The organism is Saccharothrix sp. AJ9571 (assembly GCF_021725495.1).
Classification (GTDB): Bacteria; Actinomycetota; Actinomycetes; order Mycobacteriales; family Pseudonocardiaceae; genus Amycolatopsis; species Amycolatopsis magusensis.
The window spans coordinates 4,320,942-4,336,569 of the sequence record NZ_CP091382.1 but is presented as its reverse complement, the minus strand read 5'-3'; the positions used below and the strand labels follow the sequence as shown (position 1 = coordinate 4,336,569).

General features: G+C 71.0%; 15 protein-coding genes and 1 pseudogene. 9 read left to right on the top strand and 7 right to left on the bottom strand.

The features are described 5' to 3' along the window. The first annotated feature begins 58 nt into the window (after positions 1-58). A complete protein-coding gene (locus L3Q67_RS19935; RefSeq protein WP_499190911.1) occupies positions 59-895 on the top strand; it encodes an amidohydrolase family protein in 837 nt (278 codons plus the stop codon). Here L3Q67_RS19935 and L3Q67_RS19930 read toward each other — a convergent pair. From L3Q67_RS19930 to L3Q67_RS19915, 4 genes are all read right to left on the bottom strand, one after another. Further along, positions 879-1,214, bottom strand: a complete 336-nt coding sequence (locus L3Q67_RS19930; RefSeq protein ID WP_499190910.1) for a hypothetical protein — start codon at positions 1,212-1,214, stop codon at positions 879-881. The two genes, L3Q67_RS19935 and L3Q67_RS19930, sit on opposite strands and share 17 nt — an antisense overlap. After that, a complete protein-coding gene (locus L3Q67_RS19925; RefSeq protein ID WP_499190909.1) occupies positions 1,211-1,666 on the bottom strand; it encodes a hypothetical protein in 456 nt (151 codons plus the stop codon). The genes L3Q67_RS19930 and L3Q67_RS19925 overlap by 4 nt, the downstream gene beginning before the upstream one ends. Positions 1,667-2,365: 699 nt before the next feature. Then, positions 2,366-3,358: a Gfo/Idh/MocA family oxidoreductase gene (locus L3Q67_RS19920; protein ID WP_499190908.1), complete on the bottom strand. Its 993-nt coding sequence runs from the start codon at positions 3,356-3,358 to the stop codon at positions 2,366-2,368. Positions 3,359-3,384: 26 nt separating this feature from the next. Continuing rightward, a complete protein-coding gene (locus tag L3Q67_RS19915; protein WP_499190907.1) occupies positions 3,385-4,389 on the bottom strand; it encodes a LacI family DNA-binding transcriptional regulator in 1,005 nt (334 codons plus the stop codon). A gap of 110 nt (positions 4,390-4,499) precedes the next feature. Between L3Q67_RS19915 and L3Q67_RS19910 the strand changes: the two genes are divergently transcribed. The 8 genes from L3Q67_RS19910 to iolD are packed head-to-tail and all read left to right on the top strand — an operon-like array spanning position 4,500 to position 12,723. Continuing rightward, positions 4,500-5,390, top strand: coding sequence for a sugar phosphate isomerase/epimerase family protein (locus L3Q67_RS19910; RefSeq protein ID WP_499190906.1), 891 nt, complete (start codon positions 4,500-4,502; stop codon positions 5,388-5,390). A 22-nt stretch (positions 5,391-5,412) separates the two neighbouring features. Continuing rightward, the gene (locus L3Q67_RS19905) at positions 5,413-6,396 is read left to right on the top strand and encodes a sugar ABC transporter substrate-binding protein (protein WP_499190905.1); all 984 of its coding nucleotides are present in this window, start codon (positions 5,413-5,415) and stop codon (positions 6,394-6,396) included. Continuing rightward, a complete protein-coding gene (locus L3Q67_RS19900) occupies positions 6,393-7,427 on the top strand; it encodes an ABC transporter permease (protein WP_209669765.1) in 1,035 nt (344 codons plus the stop codon). The genes L3Q67_RS19905 and L3Q67_RS19900 overlap by 4 nt, the downstream gene beginning before the upstream one ends. After that, positions 7,424-8,215 carry a sugar ABC transporter ATP-binding protein gene (locus tag L3Q67_RS19895; protein ID WP_499190904.1) on the top strand — a complete coding sequence of 264 codons (792 nt, stop codon included), beginning with the start codon at positions 7,424-7,426 and terminating at the stop codon, positions 8,213-8,215. The genes L3Q67_RS19900 and L3Q67_RS19895 overlap by 4 nt, the downstream gene beginning before the upstream one ends. After that, a complete protein-coding gene (gene iolC, locus L3Q67_RS19890; RefSeq protein WP_499190903.1) occupies positions 8,215-9,141 on the top strand; it encodes a carbohydrate kinase family protein in 927 nt (308 codons plus the stop codon). Before L3Q67_RS19895 ends, iolC begins: the two co-directional genes overlap by 1 nt. Continuing rightward, the gene (locus tag L3Q67_RS19885; RefSeq protein ID WP_499190902.1) at positions 9,138-10,031 is read left to right on the top strand and encodes a Cgl0159 family (beta/alpha)8-fold protein; all 894 of its coding nucleotides are present in this window, start codon (positions 9,138-9,140) and stop codon (positions 10,029-10,031) included. The genes iolC and L3Q67_RS19885 overlap by 4 nt, the downstream gene beginning before the upstream one ends. Continuing rightward, complete coding sequence (iolB, locus tag L3Q67_RS19880) at positions 10,028-10,897, top strand: 5-deoxy-glucuronate isomerase (RefSeq protein ID WP_499190901.1); 870 nt, start codon at positions 10,028-10,030, stop codon at positions 10,895-10,897. Before L3Q67_RS19885 ends, iolB begins: the two co-directional genes overlap by 4 nt. Then, on the top strand, positions 10,894-12,723 hold the full coding sequence (gene iolD, locus L3Q67_RS19875; protein ID WP_499190900.1) for a 3D-(3,5/4)-trihydroxycyclohexane-1,2-dione acylhydrolase (decyclizing): 1,830 nt from the start codon (positions 10,894-10,896) through the stop codon (positions 12,721-12,723). Before iolB ends, iolD begins: the two co-directional genes overlap by 4 nt. Before the next feature lie 37 nt (positions 12,724-12,760). Here iolD and L3Q67_RS19870 read toward each other — a convergent pair whose 3' ends face one another. The 3 genes and pseudogenes from L3Q67_RS19870 to L3Q67_RS19860 all read right to left on the bottom strand — a co-directional run. Next, positions 12,761-13,078 (bottom strand): YciI family protein, encoded by a 318-nt coding sequence (locus L3Q67_RS19870; protein WP_499190899.1) that lies wholly within the window; start codon positions 13,076-13,078, stop codon positions 12,761-12,763. Positions 13,079-13,088: 10 nt separating this feature from the next. Next, positions 13,089-14,147 (bottom strand): NAD(P)-binding domain-containing protein, encoded by a 1,059-nt coding sequence (locus tag L3Q67_RS19865; RefSeq protein ID WP_499190898.1) that lies wholly within the window; start codon positions 14,145-14,147, stop codon positions 13,089-13,091. 1,004 nt (positions 14,148-15,151) lie between these two features. Further along, positions 15,152-15,613 (bottom strand): annotated as a pseudogene (locus L3Q67_RS19860) (SRPBCC family protein); the annotation flags it as partial. Positions 15,614-15,628 lie beyond the last annotated feature (15 nt).

Genomic DNA, 15,628 nt, shown 5'->3' with positions numbered 1-15,628 from the left:
CAGGCGGCCCATCGACCAGACTCACAGGACAGCGCCTGGGCGGGCTTAACATGGGCTGATGGAGCTGGGCACGATCGGCCTGCCGGAAATCATCGACGCCTGGATGCAGCAGCCGGGTGACCGGTTCATGGCCGAGCCCTGGCTCGAATCCGTGCTCCGCTGGACCGGCACCACGCGGATGGCGCCCCCGCTCCAGGCGACGGTGGAAGCGATGGACGCCGCCGGGGTGCACGCGGGGCTGCTGTCCGCGTGGTACTCGCCGCGGGGGCCGCTGATCACCAACGACGAGGTCGCCGCCGTGGTCGAGCGGCACCCCGCCCGGTTCGCGGGCATCGCCTCGGTGGATCTCACGGATCCGATGGCCGCCATCCGCGAGATCCGCCGGTGCGTGCGCGACCTCGGGTTCGTCGGCGTCCGCGTGGTCCCGTGGCTCTGGAACCTGCCCCCGAACGACCGCCGCTACTACCCGGTCTACGTCGCCTGCGTCGAACTCGGCGTGCCGTTGTGCACGCAGATCGGGCACACCGGGCCGCTGTGCCCGTCCGAACCCGGCCGCCCGATCCCCTACCTCGACGAGGTGCTGCTCGATTTCCCCGAGCTGGTGGTCGTCGGCGGGCACGTCGGTTTTCCCTGGCTCAACGAGGTGCTTTCGCTGGTGATGAAGTACCCGAACTTCCACGTCGACACCTCCGCGTACGCGCTGCACCGCCTGCCCGCCGAACTGGCCGACTTCGCCAGGGGTCGCGGGCGCACGCGGGTCCTCTTCGGCTCGAACTACCCGATGATCACGCCGGCCGACTGCCTCAAGCAGCTCGGCAAGCTCGAGCTGGGTGCCGAGGCGCAGGAACTGTTCCTCGGCGGCAACGCCCGGCGAATCTTCAATCTGCGGCTTTGAGCGCCACGACCCCGAAAACCACGGCGATGACCACCCCGAGCAGTCGCAGCCAGCTACCCGCGAAGATGCCGAAGTCCCCGACGTCGGCCAGTCGTGTGAACGACCCGCTGGCCGCGAACCCGATTCCTTCCGCTAGCGCCGCCAGCACCGCGACGATCGGCACCCACCGCCACCGCACGACCAGCAGGGCGGCGGCCACCAGCATGATCACCAGCGCCGGCGGCACCGCGGGCATGGCAAGCCCGCCGAGCTTCGCCACCACCAGCCCGGCCGAGGCCACCACCAGCCCGGCCATCGCCGCTTTCCGCGCCGCGTTCACAGCGCCACCCGTTCCGCGGTGACGAAACGCGCGCCCAGGGCACTCGCCGCGATCACCAGACCGGCCGCTGCCAGCACGATGTCCTTGACCACGTACTGGGCTTCCAGCGTCGGAGAACCCGGGAACAGGTCGGCGAAGAACAGGACCAGCGGCGACAGGATGCCGATCAGCGAGGCGCCCAGCACCACCAGTCCGGTCTTGAGGAACCGCCCGGTAACCAGCGTGACCCCGATGACGCACTCGGCGATCGCTGTGACCAGGAGCGCGCCCTGCCCGGACAACACCCCGAACGACAACGTCTCCAGCGTGCGCACCACGAGTTCCTGGGCCGGGCTCGCGCCGGGGAAGAACTTGAGCGCCCCGAAACCGAGGAACACCAGCCCCAGACTGACCCGCAGGATGGTGACACTGTGTGCGGCCAGCAATTGCCTGACCGCGGTTGATCTGTTCATTTCGGTTTCCCGTCGTCGGCCTTCGTCCATGACTCGACGAGGTTCGCGGACCCGGCCTGGTCACGGCGTCCCCCTGAGGACGGCACCAGGCCCTACGCCACCCTGCGTACCCGCCTACGCGATCATGGTCCGGGGTCCGGGGTCCGGTGCGACCCCGCAGCATTCGTCCGGAACTCGCCTACCTGAACGCGGAGTTCAGCTTCCCGAATGTGGAACTCGTCTATCTGAACGTGGGACTCGCGTGCCCGAACGTCGCACTCGGCTGCCCGAACGCAGCACTCGCCTACCCGAGCGTGGAACTCGGGTGCATGAACGTGGGGTTCGGCTGCACGAATGTGGAACTCGCCCGCCCGAAGGCGAAGTTCGCTATCCGAGTGTGGAACTCGTGTGCCCGAACGCAGGACTCGTCTGCCTGAAGGTGGGGTTCGGGTGCACGAGTGTGGATCTCAGCTGCCTGGACGGGAGACTCGGCTACCCGAGTGCCGAACTCGGCCCTGCGACAACCGAACTCGCCCACCTGAACGTCGCACTCGGCTGCCCGAACGCAGCACTCGCCTACCCGAGTGTGGAACTCGCCTACGCGAACGCGGAGTTCGACTGCACGAGCGTGGAACTCGGCTTCCCGAATGTGGGACTCGCCTGCCTGAACGTGGGGTTCGGGTGCGTGAGGGTGGGGGTCGGGTGTGTGAGGGGGGTGGGTTAGGTGGGGAGGGGGGTGGGGCGGTGGGTGCGTAGGGAGTGGGCGCAGGCTTCGGCGATGCGGAAGGCGGCGAGGGCGTCGCCGACGGTGCAGGGGCTGGGGATGCGGCCGGCGACCACCTCGGTGAAGGCTTCCAGTTCGCGCACGTAGGAGGCGCGGAAGCGTTCCATGAAGCCGGGGTACGCCGGGCCGGTCGGCCAGGTCACGCCCTCTTCGACCGAGGTCAGCGGCAGCCGTTCGTCCAGGCCGACGGCGATGCTGCCCGCCGAGCCCAGGACCTCCAGGCGTACGTCGTAGCCCGCGGCGTTGTACCTGGTCAGCGAGACGGTGGCGAGGCTGTCGTCGTCCAGGGTGAGCAGTACGGCGGCAGTGTCCACGTCGCCGGCGGCGGCGAAGAACTCGGCGCCGCGGTTGCTGCCGGTCGCGTAGACCTCCGTCACCTCGCGCCCGGTCACCCAGCGGATGATGTCGAAGTCGTGCACTCCGCAGTCGCGGAACAGCCCGCCCGAGCCCGGCACGTACTCGGCGGGCGGCGGCGCCGGGTCCAGTGTGGTCGCCCGCAGCGTGTGCAGCCAGCCCAGCTCCCCCGCGGTGACCGCCCGGCGCGCGGCCAGGTAGCCCGCGTCGAACCGGCGCTGGAAGCCGATCTGCACCGGCACCTCCGCCTCGGCCACCTGGTCGACCACCGCCTGCGTGCCTGCCACGTCCCCGGCCACCGGCTTCTCGCAGAACACCGGCAGGCCCGCGTGCACCGCGCGGATGATCAGCTCCGGGTGCGCGTGGGTGGCCGCGGCGATCACCACACCGTCCACCCCGGAGGTGAACAGCTCGTCGATGCTGCCCGCCGCGTCGACCTCCAGCTTGGCCGCGGTCGCCCGCGCGCGCTCGGTGTCCACATCGGCGACCACCACCGAGCTCACCCCGGGCAGCTGCTTGAGGATGTCGGCGTGCGCCGAGCCGATCCGGCCGGTGCCGGCGAGTCCAAGCCTCATCTTTCGCACTCTCCTAACGCGACGGACTAGTCCCGCGGGGCGGCGGTGGTGCCCCGCACCACCAGCGACGGGTGGAGCAGGTGCCGCATCGGCTCGTCCCGCTCCCCGCGCACCCGCTCGAGCAACGCCTCCACGGCCAGCCTGCCCAGTTCCAGCCGCGGCTGGTCCACCGTGGTCAGCCAGACGTGGCGCAGCGCGGCGAGCGAGGTGTTGTCGTAGCCGACCACGGAAACGTCCTCGGGCACGCGGAAACCGGCTTCTTCGAAGGCCGAGATGACGCCGACGGCGTTGAAGTCGTTGCCGGAGATCACCGCGGTGGGCAGTTCGCGGGAGTCCACCGAGCTGAGCAGCTCGCGCACCGCCTTCTCCCCGGCGGTGTCGGTGTGCTCGCTGCGCACGATCCGCGGCTCGAGCCCGTGCCGCGCCATCGCGGCGCGGTAACCCCGGCGCCGGGCGGCGGCGCTGGCCGCGGAGCCGCCGTCGAAGTGGACGATCCGCCGGTGCCCGAGCTCGACCAGGTGGTCCACCGCCAGCGCCACCCCGGCGGTGCCGTCGTCGTTGACCGTATCCACAGTGGACAGCCGGGAAGTGCGCGAAACCAGCACCAGCGGGCACTGTTCGGCCGCCTTTTCCACGGCGGAGGCGGAAAGCACCGGGGAAAGCAGCACGACTCCCGCTGGGCGGAAGGAAAGCAAACTGCGCAACGCCGCCTGCTCCCGTGCGGGACTGCGCGATCCGGTGTTCAGGATCAGGTTGAACCCGGCGGCTTGCGCGGCCGAATCCAGCCCTTCCACCACGTCGGCGAAAAAGGCGTTCCGCAGATCGGAAACCATCACGCCGAGCACCGTGGAAGTGCGGCTGGCCAGCGACCGGGCCATCACGTGCGGCTGATAACCCAGCTCGTCGGCGGCCTTGAGCACCGCGGTGCGGCGTTGTTCGCTGACCTTGGGCGAATTGCGCATGACCAGCGAAACCAGCGCCCGTGAGACGCCCGCGCGCGCGGCCACGTCCTCCATCGTCGGTCGCATCAACTCGAGCCTCCCCGCCGCCCCCCTTGACACCAGTACGGTGAGGTTACACGATTAGAGCGCTCTAACCAATAGTGCAGGGCGTCAAACCGTCCCCTCCAGATTGGTCACCGATGACAATCGCACCGGATTTCAAGATCGCCGCGGCACCGATCTCCTGGGGGGTGTGCGAAGTCCCCGGCTGGGGCCGGGTGCTCGACGCGCCGGTGGTGCTCGGGCAAATGGCGGAATTGGGCGTGCGCGCCACCGAACTCGGCCCACCCGGTTATCTGCCAAGGGATCCCGCACGGTTGCGGGAACTGCTCGACAGCCACGAACTTCGCCTGATCGGCGGTTTCCTCGCCGTCGCACTGCACTCCGGACCGGCCGCCGCGGTGGCCGCCGCCGAGGAGTCGGCCGCCCTGTTCGCCGCCTGCGGGGCCGAGGTGCTCGTGCTCGCCGCGGCCACCGGGCTCGACGGCTACGACGACCGCCCCGCGTTGACCGCCGCCGAATGGCGCACGCTCCTCGACACGGCGGCCAAGATCCGGGACACTGCCGCAGCGCACGGCTTGCGCACCGTTCTGCACCCGCACGTGGGGACGCATGTGGAGACCGAGGCCGAGGTCGAGGAGTTCATCGCCGACTCCGACCTGCCCCTGTGCCTGGACACCGGGCACCTGCTGCTCGGCGGCACCGACCCGGTCGAACTGGCCAGGCGCCACCCGGACCGGATCGGCCACCTGCACCTCAAGGACGTCCGGGCGGACCTCGCCGACCGCGTCCGCGGCGGAGAACTGGCCTACACCGACGCGGTGGGCCAGGGCCTGTTCGTCCCGCTCGGGGACGGCGACGTGGACATCGAAGCGATGGTGCGCTCGGTCCACGGAGCGGGCTACACCGGCTGGTACGTCCTCGAACAGGACACCGCGCTGGGGCAGGACGGTGACGAAGGTCCGAAGCGGGACACCGCGCGCAGTCTGGTGCACCTCGACAAGATCGTCAGCCGATTGGCGGCTGCGTAGGCCGAACAGCGAGGATTCGACAATGACGTCCAATCGCTCAGGAAGGCTCGGCCTGGTGGCCGCGGCGGCGTTGCTGCTCGCCGCGTGCACCGGGCCCGCCGCCGAAGAACCACCAGGGGGCAGTGGTCCGGAGGTGCCTGCCGAAACCGGCCCGTTCCGGATCGCGGTCATCTCCCACGGCACCGCCGGGGACGCCTTCTGGAACGTGGTCAAGAACGGCGCCGAGGACGCGGGTCGCGCGCTCGGCGTGCCGGTGGAGTACAACTCCGACGGGGATCCGGGCAACCAGGCCAAGCTGATCGACAACGCGGTCGCGCAGCGCGTCGGCGGGCTCGTGGTCTCCATGCAGAACCCCGAGGCGGTGCGGCCGTCGATCGAAAGCGCGGTCCGCGCGGGCATCCCGGTGGTCACCATCAACTCCGGTGAGGAGCAGAGCGCGGCCTACGGCGCGCTGACCCACATCGGCCAGAGCGAGGGCGTCGCCGGTGAGCAGGCCGGCCGCAAGTTCAAGGAGGCGGGCGGGACCAAGCTGCTCTGCGTGATCCACGAGGCGGGCAACATCGGGCAGAACCAGCGCTGCGACGGTGCCGCGCGCGGCTTCGGCGCGGCGGAGCGGCTGCAGGTGGACATCAGCAACCCGACCGACGTGCAGGCCCGCATCCGCGGCGCGGTGCAGACCGACCCGTCGATCGACGCGGTGCTCACGCTGAACTCGCAGGTGGCCGCGAACGCGGTGAACGCCATCGAGCAGGTGCAGTCGCAGGCGAAGGTGGCCACCTTCGACCTGAACGCCGACGTGGTCGCCGCGATCAAGACCGGTGACGTGCTCTTCGCCGTGGACCAGCAGCAGTACGAGCAGGGCTACCTGCCCGTGGTCTTCCTCAAGTTGTACCGGGACAACCGGAACGTGGTCGGCGGCGGCAGGCCGGTGCTGACCGGACCCGACCTCGTCGACAAGTCCACTGTGGACCAGATCGGCGCCTACGTGGAGCGGGGTACCCGATGACCACGACGACCCTGGACGAACGGGTGGGCACCACCCGGCTGAGCGACCGGCTGGTGGTGCGCCCGGAGATCGGCGCGCTGCTCGGCGCGGTGGTGGTGTTCGCCTTCTTCAGCATCACCGCCGACCAGTTCCTCACCGGCGACGGCGTGGCCACCTGGCTCGACGACGCCTCCACGCTCGGCATCATGGCGGTGGCGGTCTCGCTGCTGATGATCGGCGGCGAGTTCGACCTCTCGGCGGGCGTGATGACCGCGTCCACCGCACTGGTCACCGCGATACTGGCCACCCAGGCGGGCTGGAACGTGTGGCTGGCGCTGCTGGCCTCGCTGGTGTTCGCGCTCGCCGTGGGCGCGTTCAACGGCTGGCTGGTGATGCGCACCGGCCTGCCCAGCTTCATCGTCACACTGGGCACCTTCCTCGCGTTGCAGGGCCTGAACCTCGGCGTGACGCGGCTGGTCACCGGCACCGTGCAGGTTTCGGGCATGCGCAGCGCCGACGGGTACGCCTCCTCGGGCTTCGTGTTCGCCTCCACCGTGGAGATCGGCGGCACGAAGTTCCAGATCTCCATCCTGTGGTGGATCGGGTTCGCCGCGGTGGCCGCGTGGCTGCTGGTGCGCACCCGGTTCGGCAACTGGATCTTCGCCGTGGGCGGCTCACCGGTCAGCTCGCGCGCGGTCGGCGTGCCGGTCAAGCGCACGAAGATCCTGCTGTTCATGACCACCGCGGTGGCGGGCTGGCTGGTCGGCTCGATCAACATCCTGCGCTTCGCCAGCGTGCAGGCCAACCAGGGCATCGGGCTGGAGCTGCAGTTCATCATCGCCGCGGTGGTCGGCGGCTGCCTGCTCACCGGCGGTTTCGGCTCGGCGATCGGGGCCGCGATCGGCGCGCTGATCTTCGGCATGGCCCGCCAGGGCATCGTCTTCGCCCGCTGGGACAGCGACTGGTTCATGCTGTTCCTCGGCGTGATGCTGCTCGCGGCGGTGCTGGTGAACAACACCTTCCGGCGGCGCGCGGAGAGGGTACGGCGATGACGGCACAGCGGGCGTTGATCGAGGTCAACGGCATAGGCAAGACCTACGGCAGCGTGCTCGCGCTGCGTGAGGTGTCCACCGTGGTCAACGCCGGTGAGGTCACCTGCGTGCTCGGCGACAACGGCGCCGGGAAGTCCACGCTGATCAAGATCCTGGCCGGGGTGCACCAGCACGACACCGGCGAGTTCAAGGTGGACGGTGAGCCGGTGCGGTTCGCCTCGCCGCGCGAAGCGCTCGACCGCGGGATCGCCACGGTCTACCAGGACCTGGCCGTGGTGCCGCTGATGAGCGTGTGGCGCAACTTCTTCCTCGGCTCCGAGCCCACCCGGGGTTTCGGCCCGATCCGCTGGCTGGATCGCAAGCAGTGCAAGGAAACCACCAAGGCCGCGCTGGCCGACCTCGGGATCGACCTGCGTGACGTGGAGCAGCCGGTGGGCACGCTTTCCGGCGGTGAACGGCAGTGCGTGGCGATCGCGCGCGCGATCCACTTCGGCGCGAAGGTGCTGATCCTGGACGAACCGACCGCCGCGCTCGGGGTGAAGCAGGCCGGGGTGGTGCTCAAGTACGTCGCCCAGGCACGTGACCGCGGGCTGGGCGTCGTGCTGATCACCCACAACCCGCACCACGCCTACCCGGTGGCGGACCGGTTCCTGCTGCTCAAGCGCGGGGTCGCGCTCGGGGCGTACGAGAAGTCCGAGATCGGCATCGAGGAGCTGACCCGGCAGATGGCCGGCGGTGCCGAACTGGAGGCGCTGGAGCACGAACTGCGGTCGGTGGAGGCACCCTGATGCTGGAAGCGCTCACCATCGGCCGGGTCGGGGTGGACCTCTACCCCGAGCAGAGCGGCGTGCCGCTGGCCGGGGTGCGCAGCTTCGCCAAGTCGCTCGGCGGCACCGCGACCAACGTCGCGGTCGCCGCCGCGCGGCTCGGCAGGCGGACGGCGGTCCTCACCAAGGTCGGCCCGGACGGCTTCGGCGACTACGTGCGCCAGGCGCTGACCGGGTTCGGGGTCTCGCCGGAGTACGTCGGCACCGCCGCGGACCTGCAGACCCCGGTGGTCTTCTGCGCCCTCGACCCGCCGGAGGACCCGCCGCTGCTGTTCTACCGCTCCCCCATCGCCCCCGACCTGACCCTCGGCGAGCAGGACGTGCCGTGGGACGTGGTCGACGAGGTGCCGCTGCTGTGGGTCACCGGGACCGGGGTGTGCACCGAGCCCGCGCGCGGCACGCAGCGCGCCATCCTCGAACGGCGGGCACGGCGCGGGCACACCGTGCTCGACCTGGACTACCGGCCGATGTTCTGGCCGGACGTGGCGACGGCCCGCGCGGAGATCGGCTGGATGCTCGACCACGTGACCGTCGCCGTCGGCAACCGGACCGAGGTGGAGGTCGCCGTCGGCACCGGCGACCCGGACGAGGCCGCGCGACGCCTGCTGGACCGGGGCGTGCGCCTGGCGGTGATCAAGAAGGGCGCTGACGGAGTGCTGGTCGCCACGCCGGAGGGCTCGTGGACCGTGCGCCCGCAACGGGTCGAGGTGGTCTGCGGCCTCGGCGCCGGTGACGGGTTCGGCGGCGCGCTGATCCACGGCCTGTTGTCCGGCTGGGATCCCGTGCGCCTGGCCACCTACGCCAACGCGGCGGGTGCGCTGGTCGCGTCCCGGCTGGCCTGCGCGGACGCCATGCCGACGGCCGCGGAGATCGAGGAGGTGCTGTGAGTCTTTCCGACGACCGCTGGCGCGAACTGCTGCGCGTGCGGGCGACCGAACCCGGGGCGGTCAACCGCGCGTACGCCGCACGCCGTCGCCGGGAGCGGCTGCTCTCACCGAGCGGCACGCTGTTCCTGGTCGCCGCCGACCACCCGGCCAGGGGCGCGCTCGGCGTCGGCGACGACCCGATGGCCATGGCGGATCGCCGGTCGCTGCTGGAACGGCTGCTGATCGCGCTGGAGAACCCGGCGGTGGACGGCATCCTCGGCACCCCGGACGTGGTCGAGGAACTGCTCCTGCTGGACGCGCTGCACGACAAGATCGTCATCGGCTCGATGAACCGCGGCGGGCTGGCGGGCGCGGACTGGGAGATCGACGACCGGTTCACCGCCTACACCGCCCGGTCCATCGCCGATTTCCGGCTGGACGGCGGCAAACTGCTGCTGCGGCTGGTCGACACCGATCCGGGGACCGTGCCGACGCTGCAGGCCAGTGCCGAAGCCGTCACGGAACTGGCGAGCTACGGCCTGATGGCCATGGTCGAACCGCTCCCCTACCAGCGCGACGGCGCCGGGAAGCTGGTGCTGCAACGGGATTCGGCTTCGCTGGCGCGGGCGGTGACGGTGGCTTCCGGGCTCGGCGTGACCTCGGCGCACACCTGGCTGAAGCTGCCCGCGCCGCAGGATTCGGCGATGCTCGACGCGACCACGCTGCCGGTGGTCGTGCTCGGCGGGGTGCCGTCCGGGGATCCCGCCGCGGACCTGGCTTCCTGGGGCGCGGCCCTGCGGCACGACGTGGTGCGCGGGCTGGTGGTCGGGCGGTCCCTGCTCTACCCGCCGGATGGTGACGTGGGCGGCGCGGTCGACGCGGCGGCCAAGGTTTTGGAGAAGAGCCGATGAGCGCACTGCACCACCCGCACGGCACCCTCGCCGACGGCGAAGACCCGATCCTGCTCACGCCCGAGGCCGCGGGCTGGACCTACACCGGCTTGCGCGTCCTGCGGCTCACCGCGGGCACCTCACGGGTGGTGCACACCGGCGAGTTCGAGGCGTTCGTGCTGCCGTTGTCCGGTGGCTGCGTGGTCGAGGCCGACGGCTCCCGGTTCGACCTGCTCGGCCGGGACTCGGTGTTCGCCAGGGTCACCGACTTCGCCTACGTGCCAAGGGACGCCGAAGTAACGCTGTCCACAATAGACGGATGCGAGCTGGCCCTGCCGATGGCCCGGTGCTCGCGGCGGCTCACACCGAAGTACGGCCCCGCCGAGGACGTGCCGGTGGAGGTGCGCGGCTCCGGGCAGGCCACCCGGCAGGTCACCAACTTCGGTGTGCCCGGGGTGTGGGACCACGCGGACAAGCTGAACGCCTGCGAACTGCTCACCCCCGACGGCAACTGGTCCTCCTACCCACCGCACAAGCACGACGAGGCGAGCGAGTGCGAAGTGGTCAACGAGGAGATCTACTACTTCCGGATCGGCGGGGACGGTGGCTTCGGCCTGCACCGGACCTACACCGCCGACGGCGAGCTGGACGAGAACGCGGCCGTGCGCGACGGCGACGTGTTCCTCATCCCGCGCGGCTACCACGGCCCGTGCGTGGCACCGCCGGGTTACCCGATGTACTACCTCAACGTGCTGGCCGGTCCGGCGGACGAGCGCTCGATGGCGTTCTGCGACGACCCGGCGCACACCTGGATCCGCGACACCTGGGCCGGGCAGGCGCTCGACCCGCGCTGCCCGCTCACCTCGGCGGAAGGACCGGTGCGATGAAGCTGACCACCGCGGAAGCGCTCGTCCGCTGGCTGCTCGCGCAGCGGTCGGAGACGCTCGCCGGTGACGAAGTGCCGTTGTTCCCCGGCGTCTTCGCCATCTTCGGGCACGGCAACGTGCTCGGCATCGGCACCGCGCTGAGCCGGTTCCGCGAGGAGCTGCCGGTCTGGCGCGGGCACACCGAGCAGGGCATGGCGCTGGCCGCGACCGCGTTCGCGAAGGCGGCGAACCGGCGGCAGGTCGGCGTGGTGACCTCGTCGATCGGACCGGGCGCGCTGAACATGGTGACCGCCGCCGGGGTCGCGCACGCGAACCGGCTGCCACTGCTCCTGCTGCCCGGCGACACCTTCGTCAACCGCGCGCCGGACCCGGTGCTGCAGCAGGTGGAGCACTTCGGGGATGCCACGGCGACGGTGAACGACGCGTTCCGCGCGGTCAGCCGGTACTTCGACCGCATCACCCGGCCCGAGCAGCTGGTGGCGACGTTGCCGCAGGTCGCGCGGGTGCTCACCGATCCGGCCGACGCCGGTCCGGTCACGCTGGCGCTGCCGCAGGACGTGCAGGCCGAGACCTTCGACTTCCCGGATTCGCTGTTCGAGACCGTGGTGCACCGGGTGCCGCGGCCGCGACCCGACGCACGTGAACTGGCCGACGCGGCGGCCGTGCTGCGTTCCGCTGAGCGCCCGCTGCTCGTGCTCGGTGGCGGGGTGCGGTATTCGGGCGCCGGGGCGCGGGCGCTGGCCTTCGCCGAGCGGCACGGCATCCCGCTGGTGGAGACCACCGCGGGCCGGACACTGGTGCCGCACGACCACCCGCTGCACGGTGGTCCGCTGGGGATCACCGGCTCGACTTCGGCGAACGCGCTGGCCGGGGACGCCGACGTGGTCTTCGCCATCGGCACGCGGTTGCAGGACTTCACCACCGCTTCGTGGACGGTCTTCGACGAGTCGGTGAAACTGGTGACGCTGAACGCCGCGCGGTTCGACGCGGTGAAGCACGGCGCGCTGGCCGTTGTTGGGGATGCCGGCGCTTCACTGGCGGAGCTCGACCTCGGGGACTGGCGGGCCGACGCGGCCTGGTCCGCGCGCGCGGCTTCGGAACGGGCGCGATGGGACGCGCACATCACTTCGCTGCGGTCGGCTTCCGGGGAGCCGACCTACGCGCAGGTGGTCGGGGTGGTCAACGACCTGTCCGCGCCGGGCGACTACGTGATGACCGCTTCCGGCGGCCTGCCGGGCGAACTCATCGGCGGCTGGCGCGGGGGCGGCGAGGTGGCCATGGACGTGGAGTACGGCTTCTCGTGCATGGGCTACGAACTCGCCGGGGCGTGGGGCGCGGCGATGGCGTTGCCGGACCGGGTGGTGACCACGCTCCTCGGCGACGGCTCGTACCTGATGCTGAACTCGGAACTGTTCTCCGCGGCCTTCGCCGGGCACCCGTTCGTCGCGGTGGTCTGCGACAACGACGGGTACGCGGTGATCGCGCGGTTGCAGGAAGGCCAGGGCGGGACACCGTTCAACAACCAGTACGCGGACTGCCGGACAGGGCACGGCGAGCCACCGCGCGTGGACTTCGCCGCGCACGCGGAAGCGTTGGGGTGCTTGGTCTTCCGGGCCGGGAGCGTGGTGCACCTGCGCAGCGCCTACCAGAAGGCACGGGAAGCCGCGGCCTCCGAACGCCGCCCGGCCGTCGTCGTCATCCGAACCCGCCCGGACGCCTGGACCGACGCCGGCGCCTGGTGGGAAGTAGGCGTCCCGTCATCCCTCTCGGGCCACCCGGCCCTCGCTGAAGGGAAGTCACGCCAGCTGCGCCACACACGCCGCTGAGTGCCGTGAATGTGGCTTTCACGGCGTGGATGCGATGTCAGCCCGTCTCGACGACCGGCCGGATCTCGATGAGGCCCCGCTGCGCCGCCGGGTGGGCGGCGGCGATCTCCACGGCCTCGTCCAGATCGGCGCACTCGATCACGCCGAACCCGCCGATCTGTTCCTTGGTCTCGGCGAACGGGCCGTCGGTGCGCAGCACCTCGTCACCGCGCACGCGCACGGTGACGGCCTCCTCCTTCGGCCGCAGCCCGATGGCGGTGCGGAGCACGCCGCGCTCCTCCATCCGCTCGGTCCAGCCGCCACAGCCTTCGTTCGCGCCGGCCTCGTCGCCGCCGATCATCAGCAGGTACCGCATGCGTCCCTCCTCAGCCCAGTAGCCGCCGCACCTCGGTGACGGCGCCGCGGCCCGCCCGGTTCGCCCCGACAGTACTGGCCGACGGGCCGTAGCCCACCAGGTGCAAGCGCGGCTCGGCGACCACGCGGGTGCCGTCCATCCGGATCCCGCCGCCGGGACCGCGCAGGTGCAGCGGGGCGAGGTGGTCCAGCGAAGCGCGGAACCCGGTGCCCCAGAGGATCACGTCGGCGGCGCGCTCGGTGCCGTCGGCCCAGGCGACCCCGCGCGGCGTGATCCGCTCGAACATCGGCTCGCGGTTCAGGATCCCGGCGTCCTGGGCGGCGCGGATCTCCGGCGTCAGCGCCAGGCCGGTCACGCTGACCACGCTCTCGGGCGGCAACCCTTCGCGCACACGGCGTTCCACCCTCGCGACGGCCTCGCGACCCCAGTTCTCGTTGAACGGCCCTTCGCGGAACACCGGCGGACGGCGCGTCACCCAGATGGTCTCCTTGGCAACGGGCGCGATCTCCAGCAGCTGCTGGATCGCCGAGGTACCGCCGCCGACCACCACCACGCGCTGACCACGGAATTCGGCGGTCCCGGTGTAGTCGGCGGTGTGCAGCTGGCGGCCGGTGAAGTCTTCCTGACCGGGGTAGTGCGGCCAGAACGGCTTGTCCCAGGTGCCGGTCGCGTTGATCACCGCGCGGGCCGCCCAGGTCTCGGCGGCGCTGGAGACGAGGAGCCGGTTGTCTTCGCCTTCGCGGACGGACAGCACGTCGACCGGGCGGCGCACCGGCAGGTCGAAGGTGCGCTCGAACCGCTCGAAGTACTCCGGCACCACCTCACTCGCCGGGCGGCTGCCGTCGGGCGTGCCGAACCGCAGGCCGGGGAGGTCGTAGAGGCCGTGGACCTTGTTGAGCACCAGCGACGGCCAGCGGTACTGCCAGGCCCCGCCCGCGCGTTTGGCGTGGTCGAGCACCACGAAGTCGCGGTTCGCGAAACCGGTGCGCCGCAGGTGGTAGGCGGCGGACAGCCCAGCCTGCCCCGCGCCGATGACCACCACTTCGGTGGTGTGGTCCGCCTCGTTCATACCCGGTACAACCCGCGGGCGGGCCGGGTACTTCCCCGCTAGCGCCGGAGCGCGCGGATCACAAAAACCACCCCGGTCACCACCGCCGCGAGAACCACGACCGGCGCCACCCTCTTCGCCACCGGCGCACCCGCGTAGTCGAGCAGGTTGATCGGCTCGGCCTCCGGCTCGGGCGGCGGATCGACCGCCCGCAACCTGGGCCGCTCGGTCTCCACCTCCCCAGCCACCACAGCCTGCGGCGTCGTAGCCGCCCCGGCCTGCGCGGCCTCGGTCTCCGTGGCCCGGTCTTCCTCGGATTCCGGTTTCACGGATTTCAGTTTCGCGGCCTCTGGTTCCGCACCCCGGGACTCCTCGGCCCGCGAGGCCGCCGCCTGGCGTTTTGTGGCCTGGCGGGTTGTGGCCTCGGTTTGTGTGGCCGGGGCTTCCCCGGGCTTTGATTTCGCCGCCTCCCGTTTCGAGGCGCCGGGGTCTGTCGCCTCGGGCTTCGCAGCACTCGGCTTCACGGCCTGAGGCTTCGCGGCTGAGGGCTTCGCGGCCCGAGATTCTGTGGCCTGCGCTTCCCCGGCCTCGGGTTTGGCGGCCTGGGGCTTCACCGTCCGGGATCCTGTGGCCTCGGAATCCGCAAGCTCCAGTTTCCCGGCGCGGGAGCCCTCGGACGGGGATCCCGTGGCCTCGGACTTCACGGCCTTCAGCTTCGCAGCCCCGGCATCTCCGGCCTGCGGCTCCGCAGCCTTCAACTTCGCGGCGCCGGAATCCTCGGCTTGGGGCTTCGCCGCCCTTCGCTTCGCGGCCCCGGATTCTCCAGTTTTCAGCTGCGCGGCACCCGAATCCGCAGCCTCAGATTCTGCGGCTTTCAGCTTCGCCGCACCCGAATCCGCGGCCTCGGGTTCTCCAGCTTTCGGCTTCGCGGCGCCGGGATCCCCAGCCGGGGTATCCGCGGCCTTCGAGGTCGCGGACTCCCGATTCGCGGCTGGTGCGTCGGGCGCGGCTTTCAGTTTTGCGGCTGGCCGAGGCTCAGCGGGGGCGTCGCCCAGTTTGTCGGCCAGGCAGGTGGCGAAGGTGTCCAGGATCTTGCCGCTCACTTCGGCGATCATGCCCCGGCCGAACTGCGCCGGGCGGCCGGTGACCTTGAGGTCCGTGGCCACCTCGCCGACCGTGGCGCCGTCCTCCTCGCGCAGGGTGACCGTCACCGTGGCGGCCGCGGTGCCCGAGCCCCTGGCGTCCTTGCCGGAAGCCTTGATGACCACCTTACGAGCGTCGGCGTCCTTCTCCAGGAACTCGCCTTTTCCTTTGTACGTCAGGGAGATCGGCCCCAGTTTGACCTTGACCGTACCGCTGAACGCGTCGCCGTCGACCTCGGTCAGGGTGGCGCCGGGCATGCAGGGTGCCACCCGTTCGGGATCGACCACCGCCTGCCACACCTGGTCGAGCGGGGCAGGGACGGTGAACCGGTGGTCGAGTCGCACAGGAACCGATCTCCC

Excerpts from the sequence above, each read along its gene's own strand:
- L3Q67_RS19935 (WP_499190911.1), top strand. The coding sequence starts at position 59 with ATGGAGCTGGGCACGATCGGCCTGCCGGAAATCATCGACGCCTGGATG.
- L3Q67_RS19925 (WP_499190909.1), bottom strand. The coding sequence starts at position 1,666 with ATGAACAGATCAACCGCGGTCAGGCAATTGCTGGCCGCACACAGTGTC.
- L3Q67_RS19920 (WP_499190908.1), bottom strand. The coding sequence starts at position 3,358 with ATGAGGCTTGGACTCGCCGGCACCGGCCGGATCGGCTCGGCGCACGCC.
- L3Q67_RS19910 (WP_499190906.1), top strand. The coding sequence starts at position 4,500 with ATGACAATCGCACCGGATTTCAAGATCGCCGCGGCACCGATCTCCTGG.
- L3Q67_RS19905 (WP_499190905.1), top strand. The coding sequence starts at position 5,413 with ATGACGTCCAATCGCTCAGGAAGGCTCGGCCTGGTGGCCGCGGCGGCG.
- L3Q67_RS19900 (WP_209669765.1), top strand. The coding sequence starts at position 6,393 with ATGACCACGACGACCCTGGACGAACGGGTGGGCACCACCCGGCTGAGC.
- L3Q67_RS19895 (WP_499190904.1), top strand. The coding sequence starts at position 7,424 with ATGACGGCACAGCGGGCGTTGATCGAGGTCAACGGCATAGGCAAGACC.
- iolC (WP_499190903.1), top strand. The coding sequence starts at position 8,215 with ATGCTGGAAGCGCTCACCATCGGCCGGGTCGGGGTGGACCTCTACCCC.
- iolB (WP_499190901.1), top strand. The coding sequence starts at position 10,028 with ATGAGCGCACTGCACCACCCGCACGGCACCCTCGCCGACGGCGAAGAC.
- iolD (WP_499190900.1), top strand. The coding sequence starts at position 10,894 with ATGAAGCTGACCACCGCGGAAGCGCTCGTCCGCTGGCTGCTCGCGCAG.
- L3Q67_RS19870 (WP_499190899.1), bottom strand. The coding sequence starts at position 13,078 with ATGCGGTACCTGCTGATGATCGGCGGCGACGAGGCCGGCGCGAACGAA.
- L3Q67_RS19865 (WP_499190898.1), bottom strand. The coding sequence starts at position 14,147 with ATGAACGAGGCGGACCACACCACCGAAGTGGTGGTCATCGGCGCGGGG.